The following is a 17116-nucleotide window of genomic DNA, read 5'->3' on the forward strand; positions in this document are numbered from 1 at the left end:
TGTGGATAAACCGAGGGGCGCCGCCTCAATTCTTGCAACCATGGGGCATGAGGATTCCCCCACCCTTACCGGCAGGCCTCGGAATGCTGCCGTTTACTGTCGCCCAAGCGATTGATGCCGGTGTCAGTACAGGGCGCCTGCGCTATAGGGGCTTCTCCATCCCATCAAGAGGGATTCGTGTCCCTGTTGCTGCTATCGAGGAGAGCGTTTTCTCAAGCATCAGGCCCTACACGCGGGTCACCTCATTTTCGGCCGCCTCCCATGCATCTGCCTTCGCTCTTTGGCGCTTTCCCGGATACCTGCCAGGGGCCGACCGTCCGACCATCCATATCTCCCGCCCGGACACCATGGCAATCGTGCGGCGCCGCGGTGTGACTGGACATGTCGGGCAGTTCTTCCAGGACGAGATCGTCAGTCACAAAGGGCTCCTCGTCACTTCGAGAGTCCGCACATGGCTCGACTGTGCCCGCAGGATGTCAGTAGAGGAAATCACAGTTGTGGCTGACCATCTGCTCCGGATACCTAGGCTGGCGCTCGAAGGAAGGGATGCGCCGTACGCTACACCGGAAGATCTTGAGGAGATGCTGGATCGGCACAAGGGCACACCGGGCATCCGGAAAGCCCGGCTGGCTTTGGAATTGGCACGGGTGGGAGCGGACTCCGCCCCGGAAACGAGACTTAGGCTGGCACTGGAATACGCTGGTATGCCAGAACCCGAACTGAACGTGCCCACCCCCTTGGGGGCCGGCGTCGTACGCCAACCTGACCTGAGCTATCCGGAACTGAAGGTTGCCGTAGAGTACGACGGCGAGGTGCACTCGGAGACGGACCAAATAGTCCGTGACATCGCCCGGGAGGAGGACTTCCTCCGGGCAGGCTGGCTCGTGGTCAGGATTTCCAAGCGTCATATGGAAAACGAGGCAAAGGCGGCCGTTGGGAAAGTCGTCCGCGCGCTTCGATCCCGCGGCTGGGCATCAAACTGACTCGCAATTAACGGTTTGAAAGTGCGGTTTCGCGACGTTAACTGCGAGTTAGTTGGGTGGGGGAGGGCTATTCGAGGCGGCGCTGCTTGGTCTCTGGGGAGAAGAACGCCATCCACAGCACCGCCAGCAGCACCAGCCCGCCGGCCAGGGCGAAGGATGTTGCGAGCCCCAGCTCGGGCCAGAAGTAGTTGGCGAATATGAGCGGGCCGAAGCCTGCGCCCAGCCGTGAGAACGTGGACGCCCAGCCGAAGCCGCTGCCGCGCAGCTCCGTGGGGTAGAGCTCGGACACGTAGGCGTACAGCACCGGAATGGCCACCTGCACCACGAACCCGAACACCAGCAGCCAGAACACCGCCGCTGTGGGGATGTCCACCACGAACGCCACGATCACCAGCGTCAGTGCGGACAGCGGACCGGTGATGGCCAGGATCCACTTACGGCCCACCCGCTCCACCAGGAGGGCGGCCACGATCACACCCAGCAGGCCGACGGCGGCCATGGACGCGGTGGTCACGAACGCCTTGTACTCCGCGAAGCCGGCGCCGATGAGGATGCGCGGCATCCAGGTCAGGGACAGGTAGTAGACCAGCAGGATGCTGAAGAACAGCGCCCATGCCGCAGCGGTGATCTTCCAGTTGAACTGCCACACGGACCGCAGCTGGGTCCAGGCGCTGCCGGCGGAGAGCCGCGGTACGTCCTTGGCGTCCGGCAGGCTGTAGGCGCGGGGCTCGGCCCCGGTTGCTTCCACCAGGCCGTCGATGACCTTGGCGGCCTCCTCCCGCCGGCCCTGGCGGATCAGGAACAGCGGTGACTCCGGCACGCTCCGCCGTACCCAGAAGACGAGCAGTGCTGGCAGGACCATCACCAGCATGGTGAAGCGCCAGTCGCCGTACAGGGCCACCAGGCCCGCCGAGACGAAGCCCGCAAGCGCGGCTCCGATGGGCCACCAGCCGTCCATGGCGGTCAGCACCCTGCCGCGCTGCTTCCGTGGCGTGAACTCACCCACCAGAGCATAGTCCACGGGAATGCACCCGCCCAGGCCAAAGCCGGCCATGAACCGGAACACACAAAACCAGATGAAGTCGGGGGAGAAGGCACCGAACACGGTGAAGAGCGAGAAGATCAGCAGCGTGGCCGTGAATGCCTTCTTGCGCCCGATGGTGTCCGCGATGGTGCCCCAGACGAAGGCGCCGAGGGCCATGCCGATGAGGTTGGACGTTCCCACCCATGCCACTTCACCCGGAGTCAGTGCCCAGTGCGTGGAGAGCAGCGGAATGAGGATGCCGTTCAGGGTCACATCCCAGGCATCGAACATGAACCCGAGCCCGCCGATCAGGAAGATCCTGCCCTGGACTTTCCATCGCCAGGGCAGTTCCTGGACCACCTGCTCGCCGCTCGGCACAGTGGTGTAAGTATTCATCGCAGCCTCCTGGGAAAAACTTTAGCCGGGCCCACTGGCGTTCACACTCAGGCTGACACGCGGGGCAACCTGCGCTTCGCGATAAACTGGCCCTATCCCCACCAACCGCGGCACTGATCCGCGAGATAAGACGGAGACATTTGTGAGCTTCACGCAGCATGAGCGCGTATCCATTGACCGTGTTCCCATCCGCCGGGCGCTGATCTCGGTATACGACAAGACCGGTCTGGAGGAACTCGCCCAGGGCCTGCACGCAGCTGGAGTGAAGCTGGTCTCCACCGGCTCCACGGCCAAGAAGATCGCCGTCGCCGGCATTCCTGTCCAGGAGGTTGAGGAAGTCACCGGCTCGCCGGAGATGCTGGACGGCCGCGTCAAGACGCTGCACCCGCGGGTCCACGGCGGCATCCTGGCGGACCGCCGCGTGCCCGCCCACATGGAAACGCTCAGCCGCATGGAGATAGAACCTTTCGACCTGGTGGTGGTGAACCTCTACCCGTTCGTGGAAACCGTCAAGTCCGGCGCGGCCCAGGACGACGTCGTCGAGCAGATCGACATCGGCGGCCCTGCCATGGTGCGGTCGGCAGCAAAGAACCACGCCGCCGTCGCGATTGTGGTGGACCCCTCCTTCTACGGCCAGGTGGTTGCCGCGGCCGCGGAGGGCGGCTTCGACCTGAAGACCCGGCGCCGGCTGGCCGCCAAGGCGTTCGCCCACACCGCTTCCTACGACAACGCCGTGGCCACCTGGACGGCCAGTCAGTTCCTGGACGAGGACGGCGACGGCGTCATCGACTGGCCCGCCTACGCCGGCCTCTCGCTGGAGCGCTCCGAGGTCCTGCGCTACGGCGAGAACCCGCACCAGCAGGCAGCCCTATACGTGGACAAGGCCGCGCCGGTAGGCATCGCCCAGGCAGACCAGCTGCACGGCAAGGCCATGAGTTACAACAACTTCGTGGACGCCGACGCCGCCCTGCGCGCAGCCTTCGATTTCGGGGAGCCCGCCGTGGCCGTCATCAAGCACGCCAACCCCTGCGGCGTGGCCGTGGGATCCGCGGACGCCGCGGACCCCATTGCAGATGCGCACGCCAAGGCCCACGCCTGCGACCCCGTTTCCGCGTTTGGCGGCGTGATCGCAGCCAACCGTCCGGTCACCGCCGGCATGGCCAACACCGTCAAGGACATCTTCACGGAGGTGGTCATCGCCCCGGGCTTCGAGCCGGAAGCCGTTGAGATTCTCTCCAAGAAGAAGAACATCCGCCTGCTCGCCCTGCCCGAGGGTTACGGCCGGTACCCCACGGAGTTCCGCCAGGTGTCCGGCGGCATGCTGGTCCAGGTCAGCGACAAAGTGGACGCCGACGGCGACAACCCTGCCAACTGGACGCTCGCAGCGGGTGAAGCGGCGGACGAGAAGACCCTCGCGGATCTTGCGTTCGCCTGGACCGCCTGCCGGGCGGCGAAGTCGAACGCCATCCTGCTTGCCGCTGACGGTGCCGCCGTCGGCATCGGCATGGGCCAGGTCAACCGCCTGGATTCGTGCCGCCTGGCTGTGGAGCGGGCCAACACGCTGGGCGTGACGGTGGAGTCCGACGTCGACGGTGCCGGCGGCGCGTCCAACGCCAGCGGTTCGAACGCCCCTGAGCGTGCCCGTGGGGCCGTTGCCGCCTCCGACGCGTTCTTCCCGTTCGCCGACGGGCTGCAGATCCTGATCGACGCCGGCGTCCGGGCCGTGGTCCAGCCCGGCGGTTCCGTCCGGGACGATGAAGTGATCGCGGCAGCCAACGCGGCCGGCATCACCATGTACTTCACGGGTGCGCGCCACTTCTTCCACTGATCCCCGCCGGGTCCCTAACCTCGCTGCCGCTCGGCCAGGGAACCCGGGCGGCGTGGGCCCAGCGCCTGCAGAATGGACGACGGCGCCTGTCCCCGCGAAGGGGACAGGCGCCGTCATCGTTAAGGGCAGGTGGTCTAGGACCCGGCTTCACCAGCGTCCGCGTCCCTCTGCTTGAGACGCGGACCCTCCGCCGGAAGCCGGAGCTCCCGGGGCTTGGCTTCTGCCATCCGCTGCTTTGTCCAGTACTCGAGGATCTCCTCGTGCGTCTGCGTCACGTCGCTGCGGGTGACCGAAGGGTCCTGGCCGGATTCGTTGCTAGGAGAGTGCTGCACTTTGGTAAGTTGCCTGGATGGCCGTGCCCCAGTACGGGCCGTACATCACGCTGGAGCCGGTGTAGCCGTAGCTGTTAACGGAGTTCTGGACGCCGGAGGAGCTGGTGCCAATGAACCACGGGCCGCCGGACGAGCCGCCGGTCATGTCGCAGGGGATGCCCTGCGTGCCGAACTGCGGGTTGTTGCCGTCAGGGCTGGCCGTTCCGGTGCAGCTTTTCAGGGTCTCGCCGTTGAACGGGCGGGCCGCGGGGTAGCCGAAGGACTTATAGGTGAGGCCGTACGCCTGGTTGAAGGCGACGCCGGACCCGCCAACCACGTCGGTCAAGTTCTGGTTGTTCAGCCGGTTCATCACGGCGAAGCCGGTGTCGTAGGCCATGTCCCCGCCGGCGCTCCACTGGGTGGGGGCGAAGTACTTCCGGGCCGTCCATTTTCCGTACGGCGTAGCCCCGTTGTCGTAGGCAGGAACAAAGATGAAGTTCGTGGCGAACGCACCCGGGCCCTCGTTGAGGCAGTGCCCCGCCGTCGCTACCGTGCTCTTATTGACCGACGACACCGCGTTGGCAGAACACACATAGTTCGCGCCACCCAGGGTGAAGAAGACCTTCCCGATGTGCTTCACCGGGGCCTCACTGGCAGCGATGGTCTGCTTGCCGCGCGTGGGGCTGACCTGCGAGCCCTTTCCCTTTTCGACGGGAACAGCTGAGCGGTTGCCGCGTTCCAGGGCCTTGCCGGCCAAAACATCGCCCGGGATGGCGCCCTTCATCTTGTCCGCCGTCCAGTATTCGGCCGCGCCGGTGCCGTCGACGGTGACGCTGGCTATGGCCGGGGTGTTCTTGTCTTCTGTGGCCGGTGCGGCTGAGGCTCCGCCGGCCGTGGCAACTGCCAGGACGGCGGCGGCTGAAAGGCTCAGGAAGCCCGAAGCGAGAGACCTGGTGCGTGTCATTGGTGTCCTGTCTGAACGGGGTCTCGGCCCCGGGGCGGGCCGGAGAGTGACGTAGCGAATTTACCGTCTCATGACAAGTTTGTAAATAGTAGTGACGTATCATGTAGGGCCTTATGCCCGTTATCGGCGCGGAAAGGCAGGCTTATTTCGACGGCGCGAAGGCACGCGGATGCGTGCCGCCGTCGGCTGTTCTGCATCGCTGTAATCCTGCTCACCGCGGGGTAATCAAGCGGCGCCGGTAAGGTTCAAACCCGCGTCCTCGGGTAAGTTGTAGATGGTGAAATAGACCGACATTTCACAACCAAGCCGACCCACAGGGAGACGCCCGCGCATGTCCAAGATTATCTACACCCACACCGACGAAGCGCCGATGCTGGCTACCTATTCGTTCCTGCCCATCATCGAGGCGTTCGCTTCGACCGCAGGTGTGGAGGTGGAGACCCGCGACATCTCGCTCGCCGGCCGCATCATCGCCGTGTTCGGTGACTACCTCACCCCGGAGCAGCAGATCGGTGACGCCCTTGCTGAACTGGGCGAACTGGCGAAGACGCCGGAAGCCAACATCATCAAGCTGCCGAACATCAGCGCGTCCATCCCGCAGCTGAAGGCCGCCATTGCAGAGCTGCAGGGCCAGGGCTACGCACTGCCGGACTACCCGGACAACCCCTCCTCGGATGAGGAGACGGCCATCCGCTCCCGCTACGACAAGATCAAGGGCTCCGCCGTAAACCCGGTCCTGCGCGAGGGCAACTCGGACCGCCGCGCTCCACTGTCCGTCAAGAACTACGCCCGCCAGAACCCGCACTCCATGGGGGCCTGGACCGCAGACTCCAAGACCAACGTGGCCACCATGGGCAAGGACGACTTCCGCTCCAACGAGAAGTCCGTGGTCATCGAGTCCGAGGGCACCATCGCCATCCAGCTGGTCCGCGAAGACGGCTCCGTGAAGGTCCTGAAGAAGGCCTTCCCGGTCCAGGCCGGCGAGGTTGTGGACGGCACCGTCATGCGCGCCGCCGCACTGGACGAATTCCTCAAGGCCCAGGTTGCCCGCGCCAAGGAAGAGGGCGTGCTGTTCTCCGCACACCTGAAGGCCACCATGATGAAGGTTTCCGACCCCATCATCTTCGGCCACGTGGTCAAGGCCTACTTCTCGGAGCTTTTCGAGACCTACGGCAAGCAGCTCGCCGCCGCCGGCATCAGCCCGAACAACGGCCTGGCCGCCATCCTCAGCAGCCTCGAAGACCTGCCCGAGGACGTGCGCGAAGGCGTCCAGTCGCTCATCAAGAAGGGCCTCGAAGACGGTCCCGCGCTGGCTATGGTGGACTCGGACAAGGGCATCACCACCCTGAACGTCCCGTCCGACGTCATCGTGGACGCGTCTATGCCGGCCATGATCCGCAGCTCCGGCCACATGTGGGGCCCGGACGGCAAGGAAGCGGACACCCTGGCCGTCCTGCCGGACAGCTCCTACGCCGGCATCTACCAGGTTGTCATCGATGACTGCCGCGCCAACGGCGCCTACGACCCCACCACCATGGGGACCGTGCCGAACGTTGGCCTCATGGCGCAGGCCGCAGAGGAATACGGCAGCCACGACAAGACCTTCGAGATCCAGGAGCCGGGCACCGTCCAGATCGTTGACGGCTCCGGCAACGTCCTGATCGAACACCAGGTCTCCGAGGGCGACATCTGGCGCGCCTGCCAGACCAAGGACCTCCCCATCCGCGACTGGGTCAAGCTGGCCGTCACCCGCGCCCGCGCCTCCCAGACCCCCGCCGTGTTCTGGCTGGACGAGGAGCGCGCCCACGACGCCAACCTCATCGCCAAGGTCAACGAGTACCTGAAGGACCACGACACCGAGGGCCTGGACATCCAGATCATGTCCCCGGTCAAGGCCATCGCCTACACCCTGCAGCGGATCCGCAAGGGCGAGGACACCATCTCCGTGTCCGGCAACGTCCTCCGCGACTACCTCACGGACCTGTTCCCCATCCTGGAACTGGGCACCAGCGCCAAGATGCTCTCCGTTGTTCCGCTGATGAACGGTGGCGGCCTCTTCGAAACCGGCGCCGGCGGTTCCGCGCCGAAGCACGTCCAGCAGCTCCTGAAGGAAAACCACCTGCGCTGGGACAGCCTCGGGGAGTTCCTGGCCCTGGCCGTCAGTTTCGAGCACCTGGCCACCACGGCGGGCAACGCCCGCGCACAGGTCCTCGCAGACACCCTGGACCGCGCCACCGGCACCTTCCTGCTGGAGAACAAGTCCCCGAGCCGCCGCGCCGGCGAGCTCGACAACCGCGGCAGCCACTACTTCCTCGCACGCTACTGGGCCGAGGAACTGGCCAAGCAGAGGGACGACGCCGACCTCGCCGCCGCCTTCAGCTCCGTCGCCGACGAGCTGGCCTCGAAGGAGGACACGATCGTTGGCGAGCTGGCCGAGGTCCAGGGTTCGCCCGTGGACATCGGAGGCTACTACCGTCCGGACGACGCCAAGGCTTCGGCAGTGATGCGCCCGTCGGCCACCCTGAACAAGGTCATTGCCACCCTGAACTAGGTGAAGTGCTGCTGCGGCAGCCGTAAAGACAAAGGAGGCGGTGCCCCGGTAAACGGGGCGCCGCCTCCTTCGTCATGACAGGTAAATGGTGGCTGAGCCGAATTTAGGCCAGATCAGAGCCTGCAGCGGCTTAGTCGTTGCCCTTGCCCCTGTCGTCCCTCTTGTCGTCCCTCTTGTCGTCGTCCTTGTCGGCCTCCTGCGGCTGGGGCTCCGGCACCGGAGCGGGTGCCGGCTCCTGGACGGGCGGGGGAGGAGCCTGGGTAGCGGCCTGCTCAGCTGCGGCCTGATCAGCTGCCGCCTGCTCAGCCGTGGCCTTATCCGCTGCAGCCTTTTCCGCCGCGGCTATTGCATCCTCGAGGTCTGCGCGCACAGCAGTGGCGATGGTGGTGATGCTCCGCCGTCGTTCCTCCGAAATATCGCCCTTTGCCTGGGCAGCTTCAAGCTCGACTTCGAGCCCGTCCAGGGCTTTCAGGGCTGCCGCAGGGTCGCTTTGCGACGAAGCCTGCGTCACCTCAAGGACCCGGGCCTGGAGCTGGCGGGCAGCATCACGCTGCAGTCCCGTTTCCGCGGTAGCGCAGCCGGTGAGCAGGCTTGCTGCCACCAGGGTGGCCGACCAGGCAAGGGCCAGCCGGTTGCCCCGGTTAAACCTCACGGTTCCACGCTTTTCTGCAATTCTTCCAAATGCTTACCCAGGACGCCGGTCACCTCGGGGTAGGGCACGACGTCGGCGGGAGACTGGGCGTTGAGGGTCATCAGGACCGCGGCGACAGCCGCGGCAACCACCACCAGCCCCATGACCACGGCCAACCAAAAGCGCCTAGTCCGGGTTTGCGGATGCAAGGAAGGTCCTGCGGCAGGATTGTCGGCCGATGCAGGCTGGGCGTCCTGCGGTTCAGGGCGGGCTGCTGCGGGTTCTTCCTGTGCTGCTGCAGGTGCGGATTTATCGGGGGAAGCAGCCGCCGCGCGGATCTCTTCCACCGATTCCTCGGCAGTGATGGAAGGCGGGTGGAAAGGCATGGCGGGCAGCACCCTGGTTGTTTCCGGCGCCAGCTCCCCGGGGGTCGAGGCCGGTGACACCAAAGCCTGCCGCAGCGCGGTTTCGATGTCCGCGGCGGCTGGCCGCTCCAGCGGCTCGATGGCGGTCATGGAGCGGATGAGGTCTGCCCATTCGGAGGGGACGTCGTCCGGAATCTCGGGTGCCCTGTGCAGGCGGGCAACCGCAGACTCCACCGCGCCGCCCGGGTACTCCACCACGCCCTTGATGCATTCCAAAAGCACGAGGCCCAGCGAATAAATATCGGATGCGGGGGAGAGGGGCTGTCCCATGGCCTGTTCAGGGCTGAGGTACGCGGCCGTTCCCACCATGGTTCCGGTCGCCGTGAGCCTGGTTGAATCGGCGATCCGGGCGATGCCGAAGTCGGTCAGCTTCGGGCGCAGCGGCTCGCCGGGACGGATCTGGACCAACAAGATGTTGGCGGGCTTAATGTCCCGGTGAATAATGCCGAGTCCGTGGACGTAGGCCAGGGCGTCGGCGATGCCCGCGCCGATGACGGCCAACTCCTCCAGCGGGACGGTGCTGTGCCGGATCCGGGTGCGCAGGTCCTGGCCCTCCACCAGTTCCATGGTGAGGAACGGGCGAGGCTCGTCGGGTATGCGGTCATCGATCCCGGCGTCGAAAAGGGTGACCAGGCCCGGATGATTCAGTGTGGCCAGAAGCTGGATTTCCGCTTCCTGGCGCTTTAGTTCATCGGCGTCCGGGGCCTGCGGTGCGAAGAGCTTGAGGGCTACATCGCGGCCCAGGTTTTCGTCCCGGGCACAATACACGGATGACATTCCGCCACGGCCAATAACTTCACCCAACCGATAACGTCCGCCAACCACTTCATTCGTAATGGAGCTAGGCGATTCCGCCACCATGACCGTTCCTCCCGGTGCGCTGCGGCACTGTCGTACTCAAATTATACGGGGGCTACGGCCGAACTAGCGATTGGTCCGGATGTACCGGTGGGGGCATACCGGTGGTCCGGAGGCGAAACAGGTGCTTTCGCCACCGGACCACCAGCCACAAGGACATGTGTGCTGAGGACATGTTTGCGTCTGATTTTGGTGCTTCTAGGCGGCCCTCCTCTCCTTCAGCCTGCTGGTTGCTGCCGCTTCAGGCGCATGGCGCAGGCGTTGTCTGATGCCTTTAGTACGGTTAGGACACCTTGCGCTTGCGAAGCATCAGGAGTCCGGCCACCAGCAGCAGCAGGGCGAGCGGGACCAGGGAGGCGTCCATGCCCGTGTTGGCCAAGGTATTGGCGGCCCGGGGCTGCACGTTCCGCTCCGTGGTGTCCGCCGCAATGGCGCCGCCCACCGCGGTGGAACCTGCCGGTGCTACGGAGAAGCTGCCGGTCCCGGCGGTGGCAGTGCCCCCGCCGTTGGCGCCGTTGTTCGTGCCCGTGGTGCCGTTGTCGGTACCATCTCCGCTGCCGGAGCCGTTATCGGTGCCGGGGTTGTTCGTGCCGGGATCAACGGTGCCAACACCGCCGGTGTTGGCGTCACCCGGAGTGCCGGTGCCGGGGTTGTCCGTGCCGGGATCAACGGTGCCAACACCGCCGGTGTTGCCGTCACCCGGAGTGCCGGTGCCGGGGTTTTCGGTGCCGTTGCCGCCGCCCACGACGCCGATACCTAGGTCAATCCCGAGATCGACACCTGCATCGAGACTGCCGTTGCCGCCGGTGGTTCCGGTGCCGAGGTCGAGGCCGAGGGCGGCGTCTACGACGGTGTCGAGTCCGCCGGTGGTGCCGTCGGTGCCGGTGACGTTTCCGAGGCCCAGGTCGAGGCCAAGGGCTGCGTCAACGGCGGCATCCAGGCCTCCAGTGGTTCCGTCCGTACCCGTCACACCGCCCAACCCCAGGGCTACGTCGGCGGCAACGGCTGCATCTGTTGCTACGCCATCTCCGCTACCGACGCCCAGGGTGATGTCAGCTGCTGCAGCCACATCAGTGGCGCCTGTGTCGGTTCCGGTGGCTGTGCCGAGGGCGAGGGCGGCGTCTGCGGCTACGGCCGCGTCCGTGGCGGTCGTATCGGCAACCGTTCCGGTCCCGAGGCCGACGGCGACATCGGCTGCAGCGGCGACGTCGGTGGTACCCGTGGCGGTGCCGAGGGCGAGGGCGGCGTCTGCGGCTACTGCCACGTCCGTCGCGGTCGTATCGGCAACCGTTCCGGTCCCGAGGCCGACGGCGACATCGGCTGCAGCGGCGACGTCGGTGGTACCCGTGGCGGTGCCGAAGGCGAGGGCGGCGTCTGCGGCTACTGCCACGTCCGTCGCGGTCGTATCGGCTACGGTTCCGGTTCCGAGGCCGACGGCGACATCGGCTGCAGCGGCAACGTCGGTGGTACCCGTGGCCGTGCCGAGGCCCAGATCAACGTCGGCGACAGCGGCCAGGTCAGTAGTGCCTGTGCCGGTTCCCGTGGCGGTGCCCAGGGCGAGGGCGGCGTCTGCGGCTACTGCCACGTCCGTCGCGGTCGTATCGACAATGGTTCCGGTTCCGAGGCCGACGGCGACGTCAGCTACGACGGCGGCATCTGCTACGGCGGCGACGTCCGTTGAGCCGGACGGCGTTGGGTCACCCAGCAGGCCCAACGACGTCGTGTCAGCGGACGCCGCTGCCGAGATGAGGGCGGAGGCGGAAAGATCCGATCCGCTAGTGGTGTCCGCAGCGTTTGCCGCGGTGCAGCCGACGGCTAGGAGCCCGCCGGCAAAGAGGGTGCCAAGCAGCCCCCTGCGAAGGTTGGAACTCATGGTGATGTCTCCTGAAAGAGTTGAGGTTCGGGCGCTGGTCAGCTGCCCGTATGGCCACGTGCTGCCCAGAAGGGCAGGGTGGACTCAACTAGTCAGGAGAAGAACCGGGGTCGAAGGACACCGGTGCGGGAGCGTGCTCGGAAGCATCGTCGCCGAGTACTGCGCCGGCATCAGGAAGGTTGAAGTCGAAGGTGTTCAACCACGCGGTGGAGCCGGAAGAAACGGCGGAGGAACTGCCGCTGCCACTGCCTGAACCGGGTGCAGCCGGGACCTGGGCAGGGTGCGGTGAGGCCTCCGTCGTATCGGACTGGTCGCCAGTCATTGCAGGCACGGTGCGACCGGCCGGGGGAACGGCAGATGTGCCCGCGAGAGCGGTTGCCTCCGTGCCGGCCGTTCCTGCTCCCCGAATGGTTTGATCAGCGTCAATAGCGCCGTCGCCCGCAGGCACCACATCGGTCACTGAAGATGCGCTTCCGGAATCTGCAGGTACGGCCGGAAGGACGTCCAGTGCAGGTTCTTCCCCGGCTGCCACCTCGGGCAGTTCGGGAACCGGAACAGGAAGCGGAGCAGTGCCGGTCACAACATCCGCGACTGGCTGCAGTACGGGCTCAAGTGCAGGAAGAGTCTCAACGACCGGCGGCACTACAGTTTCCACTACGGCTGTGGTCGCGCCGTCGGCGATTTGTGCGACGGGCGCGGAAATTCCAGTAGCGGTGCCGGCCGGAACCACCTGGTTCACCACCGGTACTGAGGCAACGAGGTTATCCGCCACAGTTGAGACCTGCCCCACCACGGGCTGCAGCAGGCCGGCCGCAGGTGGCGGGGCGGGGGCCTGAACAGGTGGTGCGGGCAGTGCCGGGACAAGCTTCTCCGTCACCGACTGCGTTGAGCTGGTGACGCCCCCCAACAGGGATGATGTGTCCGGAAGCAGGTCTGCAGAGGCGGACGTGGCCGAGAATGTCAGCCAGGTGAAGGCAGCGGCGCCGGCCATAAGGACCGGCCGCAGGGCACGCCACGGTGAACGAGATTCACCCACGCGTACCACCCCCAGTACTGCTGCATTCGACGATGCCTATAGCGTAAGACCGGATATTGCGGAAAGTCTAGGGAATCCTAAAACAAATCGACAAAGTCAGAACATTCCCCAGTAAAGATCATGACAGCTCGCAAATGTCCGTCATGCAAATGTTTGCAGGAGAAAAACAGGCGGGCGTTCTAATGCGAATCGGCCTCTCAGTTATGCCCTTCAGTGGCCATCATTCGGGTAGCTGACGCCGAGCTGTGCACGTACCCCGTCAAAGAGGCGCATCGTGTTCAGCGAATCCTCGAGGGGCATCACGGGGCTTTCGGTGAGGCCCTGCTGGATGCAGCGTGTCACCTCGCGCAGCTCGTAGGTGTAGCCCTTGCCCACAACGTCGAAGGTCTCGGTCCTGTGGTCGGTACGGCCTGTGACGACGGTCAATTTGCGGGGGTTGTTGATCGATCCGATGCTTTGCATGAAGCCGAGGTTGCCCGCCACGGTAGCGGTGCGTGGACCGTGGGACAACAGTGATGAGGTGAGTTGGACCTGCGCGCCGTGGCTGTAGCCGAGGGTCATCGCGTTCTGGGCGTCCACGCCGTCGTCGTTGACGAAGCCTGTGGCGCTGACCGTCTGGGGAAAGCCCAGGGTCCCCAGCGCCCACAGCAGGGGGTAGACCGAAATGTCCAGGAGTGCTCCACCGCCGTCCCCGCGTGCCCACAGTCGGGAGGTGGGGGAGTACGGAGCGGGGAAGCCGAGGTCGGCCGACACCCAGTGAAGGTCTCCGAGTTCGCCGGAGGCGGCAATCTCGAACGCCCGCTGCATGCCCGGCAGGAAGCGGCTCCAGACTGCCTCCATCAGGAACAGGTTGCGGCTCCGGGCGACGTCGATGAGCTCCGCGGCTTCGCGGGCATTGACGGTGAATGCCTTTTCGCAGAGGACGTGCTTGCCGGCGTTGAGGGCCGCGATGACAATCTGGTGATGCTGGGCATGCGGGGTGGCGACATAGACGACGTCCACCGCCTCATCGGCGAGCAGCCGCTGGTAGCCGTGCACGCCGTCGTCGTCCCCGTACGCCGTGGAGACGCCGTAAGCCGCGGCGAAGGCGTCTGCCGTCCCCTGGCGCCGGGAACTGACGGCATAAAGTTCCGCGTCCTCCAGCAGGGCAAGGTCCTGGGCCACTGACCGGGCAATGCCGCCAGTGGCGATGATTCCCCAGCGCAGGGAGTCCCCGGTGGCGGATCGGGGGTCCGTGTTGGGCTGGCTGGACAGCCACGGCGTGGCGATGGGCGCGCTCATGGCCCAATCCTGTCATAGCGCCGCGAACGGGTTTGCTCTTTACCCGCCATATGTGCGCCGGCGTTCGGGAGTGGGTCACCGGAAGTGAGAGAGCGTTTGAATGGCGGGCAGTGGCGGTGGATGGCCAGTACTGCGGTGTTCGGCTGCGAAGAACCCTTGACAGTCAGGTCACGGCCCGCGTAAGAATAGACCACCGCTGAGAAACCGATTTCTCGACGGGTGACAACGATCCTTCATCCGCACCCAGCAAGGCATGTGGTCTATTTGGCATGCCGGAAATAAGGCCAATGACGTCCCTGAAACGCGATAGGAAATGCACTTCCACCTCCGGCAAGGTCCGAAGGACTGCAGGAATGGCAGCGGCTGCTTCCGCCCTGGCGCTCGTTGCCGGGTTGTCCGTTGCAGTTCCCGGAACTGCAAGCCCGGCACCTATAGGCGGCGGGGCCGTCCGGCCTGATGATGCGGCACCTACTGGCTGGGCCGCCGTCGGACGCGGAACTAACGGCGGTGCCGGCGCGCCCGCCGAAAGCCGGTATGAGGTGGGTACGTTGGCGGACCTCAAGTCCGCGCTGGCCAACAACGGCCAGCCCACGGCGCCCAAGATCATCTATATCAACGGAACCATTGACGGCAACCAGGCCGCGGACGGCCGGATCCTGGGCGAACAGGACTATGCCGCCGGCTACGACATTAACAAGTACATCTCTTGCTTCGGGCCTGACGGAAAGGTCTGGAGTGACCAGACCTTCGAATATTGCAAGAAGCAGAGGCAGTTGAGGCAAACAGGCAGCAACAACATGAAGCGGCAGATCGAGGTGAGCATCCCCAGCAACACCACTGTGATCGGGCTGGGCGCCGATTCCGGCTTTGTGGGCGCGAACATCGTGATCCTGAGCGCCACGAACATTGTCCTGCGCAACCTGAGCGTGGAAGCTCCGGTGGACTTCTTCAGCACCTGGTCGCCTGATGATGGGGACGGCGCCTGGAACGCCCGGTTCGACGCCGTTTCCTCCGTCACGTCCGACCACCTGTGGATTGACCATGTGCGGCTCACCGATGGCCGGTACCCCGACAGCGAGGCGCCGCTGGGACCGAACGGGAAGCCCGCCAACCGGCACGACGGCCTGCTGGACCTCAAGGACGGCACCGACTACGTCACCATCTCCAACAGCAAACTCGCCAACCACGATAAAACCATGCTGCTGGGCTCCGGTGACGAGCATGTGGGCAAGGACGGCGGCAAGTTGCGGGTCAGCTACATCGGCAACCACTTCGAGAATATCCAGCAGCGCGGGCCGAGGGTGCGCTTCGGCCAGGTTCACGTCCTCAACAACTACTTCGTGGGCAGCACCGACCATCCGCAATACCCCATGGTCAGCGAAGGGCAGGGTGGCAACAGCTACTTCCTGGGCGCCGGCTACGAGTCACGGATCTTCTCCGAGGGCAACGCCTTCGACTACACCGGCCCCGGAGCCGACCCGACCATCATGGTGAGCAGCTACAACGGACACCGTTTTAGCGACACGGGTTCCTGGTTCAACGGGGAGGCCGCGGACCTGAACGCCGTGGCGAAGACCTCCTTCGAACAGAACCGGGCAGAGGCGCTGGCGGACGCGGAACTGTTCGGCACCGCCGCCCCTGACTGGACTGGCTGGGAGTTCACCACCGACGTCGGCTGGGACCCGGCGGATGCCTACAGCTATAAGGCATTCACCACCCCGCAGGCAGTGCGAAACCACGCGCTGCAGTTCACGGGCCCGGGAGTGCTGGCCGTCAAGCGGTAAAGCTCCTGCAACATGAGGAAAGCCCGGGCCTCCGAAGCGGAGGACCGGGCTTTTCCGGAGTGGGACTACTTGGTGATGGGTTCGAGTACGGGATCGCCCTGGTAAGCGGTCTTCACGTTCTCGGCGGTGACGATGACTGGCTCCAGCAGGTAGGCCGGGACAGTCTTGACCCCGTTGTTGTAGGAGTTGGGATCGTTGATCTCCAGTTCCTTGCCGGCCTGGAGGTCCTTCACCATGGTGATGGCGTGCTCCACGAGCTTGCGGGTGTCCTTGTTGATGGTGGAGTACTGCTCGCCGGCCATGATCGACTTGACAGACTCAACCTCGGAGTCCTGGCCGGTGACGACGGGGATCTCCTTGCCGGCGGCCTTGACGGAGGTCAGGACTGCGCGGGCCAAGGTGTCGTTGGGGGAGAGGACGCCGTCGAGCGACTCGCTGGAGTAGCTGCCGGTGAGCAGGGTGTCTGCGCGGCGCTGGGCGTTCTCAGCCTTCCAGCCCTGAGTGACAGCCTGTTCGAAGTCGGTCTGGCCGGAAAGGACCTTCAGGGTGCCGTCGTCGATCTTCGGCTTGAGGACGCTCATGGCGCCGTCGAAGAAGACCTTCGCGTTGGCGTCGTCAGGGGAGCCGGCGAAGAGTTCGATGTTGTAAGGACCGGAACCCTTCTTCTCTTCGAGGCCTTCCAGCAGTGCCTGGCCCTGGAGCTCGCCCACCTTGAAGTTGTCGTAAGCCACGTAGTAGTCCACGTTCTCGGTGTTCAGCAGCAGGCGGTCATAGGCGATGACGATGGCACCGGAATCCTTGGCCTGTTTGAGCTGGGTGCCCAGCTGGGAGCCGTCGATGGCGCCCACGATGATGACCTTGGCACCCTTGGTGACCATGGCGCTGATCTGGTTCTGCTGTTCGGACACGCCGCCGTTGGCGAACTGCACGTCAGGCTTGAAGCCAGCATCGCTGAGGCCCTCATTGAACAGCTTCTCCGCGAGGACCCAGTTTTCACTGGTCTTCTGCGGAAGTGCGACGCCAATGGAGGCGCCCTCTTCGAATCCGCCAGCACCCTCGGTCCCGCCGCCGGTTGTGGTCTCGGAGCGGCCGCAGCCCGTCAGCGCCAGTGCTGCGATGGCAGCTACCGCTGCGGCCTTTCCTGCTTTACCAAACATACGCATTGTTGGTT

Annotated in this window: 13 protein-coding genes; 4 read left to right on the plus strand and 9 right to left on the minus strand. The window is 65.2% G+C overall.

From position 1 onward, the window contains the following. The first annotated feature begins 47 nt into the window (after positions 1–47). Entirely contained in the window at positions 48–983 is a 936-nt protein-coding gene (locus AC5RUO_RS09980; RefSeq protein ID WP_494012169.1) for an endonuclease domain-containing protein, read from the plus strand. A gap of 67 nt (positions 984–1050) precedes the next feature. On the opposite strand, the gene AC5RUO_RS09985 is transcribed toward AC5RUO_RS09980, so the two are convergent. Beyond that, the gene (locus AC5RUO_RS09985; protein ID WP_494103434.1) at positions 1051–2403 is read right to left on the minus strand and encodes an MFS transporter; all 1353 of its coding nucleotides are present in this window, start codon (positions 2401–2403) and stop codon (positions 1051–1053) included. Between the two features lie 142 nt (positions 2404–2545). Here AC5RUO_RS09985 and purH point away from each other — a divergent pair, with 142 nt between their 5' ends. Beyond that, the gene (gene purH / locus AC5RUO_RS09990; RefSeq protein WP_494103435.1) at positions 2546–4231 is read left to right on the plus strand and encodes a bifunctional phosphoribosylaminoimidazolecarboxamide formyltransferase/IMP cyclohydrolase; all 1686 of its coding nucleotides are present in this window, start codon (positions 2546–2548) and stop codon (positions 4229–4231) included. 134 nt (positions 4232–4365) lie between these two features. Here the strand turns inward: purH and AC5RUO_RS09995 are convergent, their stop codons facing one another. Both AC5RUO_RS09995 and AC5RUO_RS10000 read right to left on the minus strand, forming a co-directional pair. Beyond that, on the minus strand, positions 4366–4563 hold the full coding sequence (locus AC5RUO_RS09995) for a hypothetical protein (RefSeq protein ID WP_494012166.1): 198 nt from the start codon (positions 4561–4563) through the stop codon (positions 4366–4368). Beyond that, positions 4547–5506, minus strand: coding sequence for a trypsin-like serine peptidase (locus AC5RUO_RS10000; RefSeq protein WP_494103436.1), 960 nt, complete (start codon positions 5504–5506; stop codon positions 4547–4549). The genes AC5RUO_RS09995 and AC5RUO_RS10000 overlap by 17 nt, the downstream gene beginning before the upstream one ends. 331 nt (positions 5507–5837) lie before the next feature. Here AC5RUO_RS10000 and AC5RUO_RS10005 point away from each other — a divergent pair, with 331 nt between their 5' ends. Continuing rightward, entirely contained in the window at positions 5838–8057 is a 2220-nt protein-coding gene (locus AC5RUO_RS10005; RefSeq protein WP_494103437.1) for an NADP-dependent isocitrate dehydrogenase, read from the plus strand. A gap of 130 nt (positions 8058–8187) precedes the next feature. Here AC5RUO_RS10005 and AC5RUO_RS10010 read toward each other — a convergent pair whose 3' ends face one another. The 5 genes from AC5RUO_RS10010 to AC5RUO_RS10030 all read right to left on the minus strand — a co-directional run bounded on the left by AC5RUO_RS10010 (position 8188) and on the right by AC5RUO_RS10030 (position 14161). Further along, the gene (locus tag AC5RUO_RS10010) at positions 8188–8709 is read right to left on the minus strand and encodes a hypothetical protein (RefSeq protein WP_494103438.1); all 522 of its coding nucleotides are present in this window, start codon (positions 8707–8709) and stop codon (positions 8188–8190) included. After that, positions 8706–9974 (minus strand): serine/threonine-protein kinase, encoded by a 1269-nt coding sequence (locus AC5RUO_RS10015; RefSeq protein WP_494103439.1) that lies wholly within the window; start codon positions 9972–9974, stop codon positions 8706–8708. The genes AC5RUO_RS10010 and AC5RUO_RS10015 overlap by 4 nt, the downstream gene beginning before the upstream one ends. Before the next feature lie 280 nt (positions 9975–10254). Continuing rightward, positions 10255–11844 (minus strand): hypothetical protein, encoded by a 1590-nt coding sequence (locus AC5RUO_RS10020; RefSeq protein WP_494103440.1) that lies wholly within the window; start codon positions 11842–11844, stop codon positions 10255–10257. Between the two features lie 88 nt (positions 11845–11932). Beyond that, the gene (locus tag AC5RUO_RS10025) at positions 11933–12880 is read right to left on the minus strand and encodes a hypothetical protein (RefSeq protein WP_494010689.1); all 948 of its coding nucleotides are present in this window, start codon (positions 12878–12880) and stop codon (positions 11933–11935) included. Between the two features lie 210 nt (positions 12881–13090). Continuing rightward, positions 13091–14161 carry a Gfo/Idh/MocA family protein gene (locus AC5RUO_RS10030; protein WP_494010688.1) on the minus strand — a complete coding sequence of 357 codons (1071 nt, stop codon included), beginning with the start codon at positions 14159–14161 and terminating at the stop codon, positions 13091–13093. A gap of 353 nt (positions 14162–14514) precedes the next feature. On the opposite strand from AC5RUO_RS10030, the gene AC5RUO_RS10035 reads away from it, so the two are divergent. Next, positions 14515–15945: a pectate lyase family protein gene (locus tag AC5RUO_RS10035; protein WP_494010687.1), complete on the plus strand. Its 1431-nt coding sequence runs from the start codon at positions 14515–14517 to the stop codon at positions 15943–15945. A gap of 65 nt (positions 15946–16010) precedes the next feature. On the opposite strand, the gene AC5RUO_RS10040 is transcribed toward AC5RUO_RS10035, so the two are convergent. Next, on the minus strand, positions 16011–17108 hold the full coding sequence (locus AC5RUO_RS10040) for a substrate-binding domain-containing protein (RefSeq protein WP_494010686.1): 1098 nt from the start codon (positions 17106–17108) through the stop codon (positions 16011–16013). Positions 17109–17116: the final 8 nt, after the last annotated feature.

This window comes from Arthrobacter sp. Y3221087, assembly GCF_059089905.1.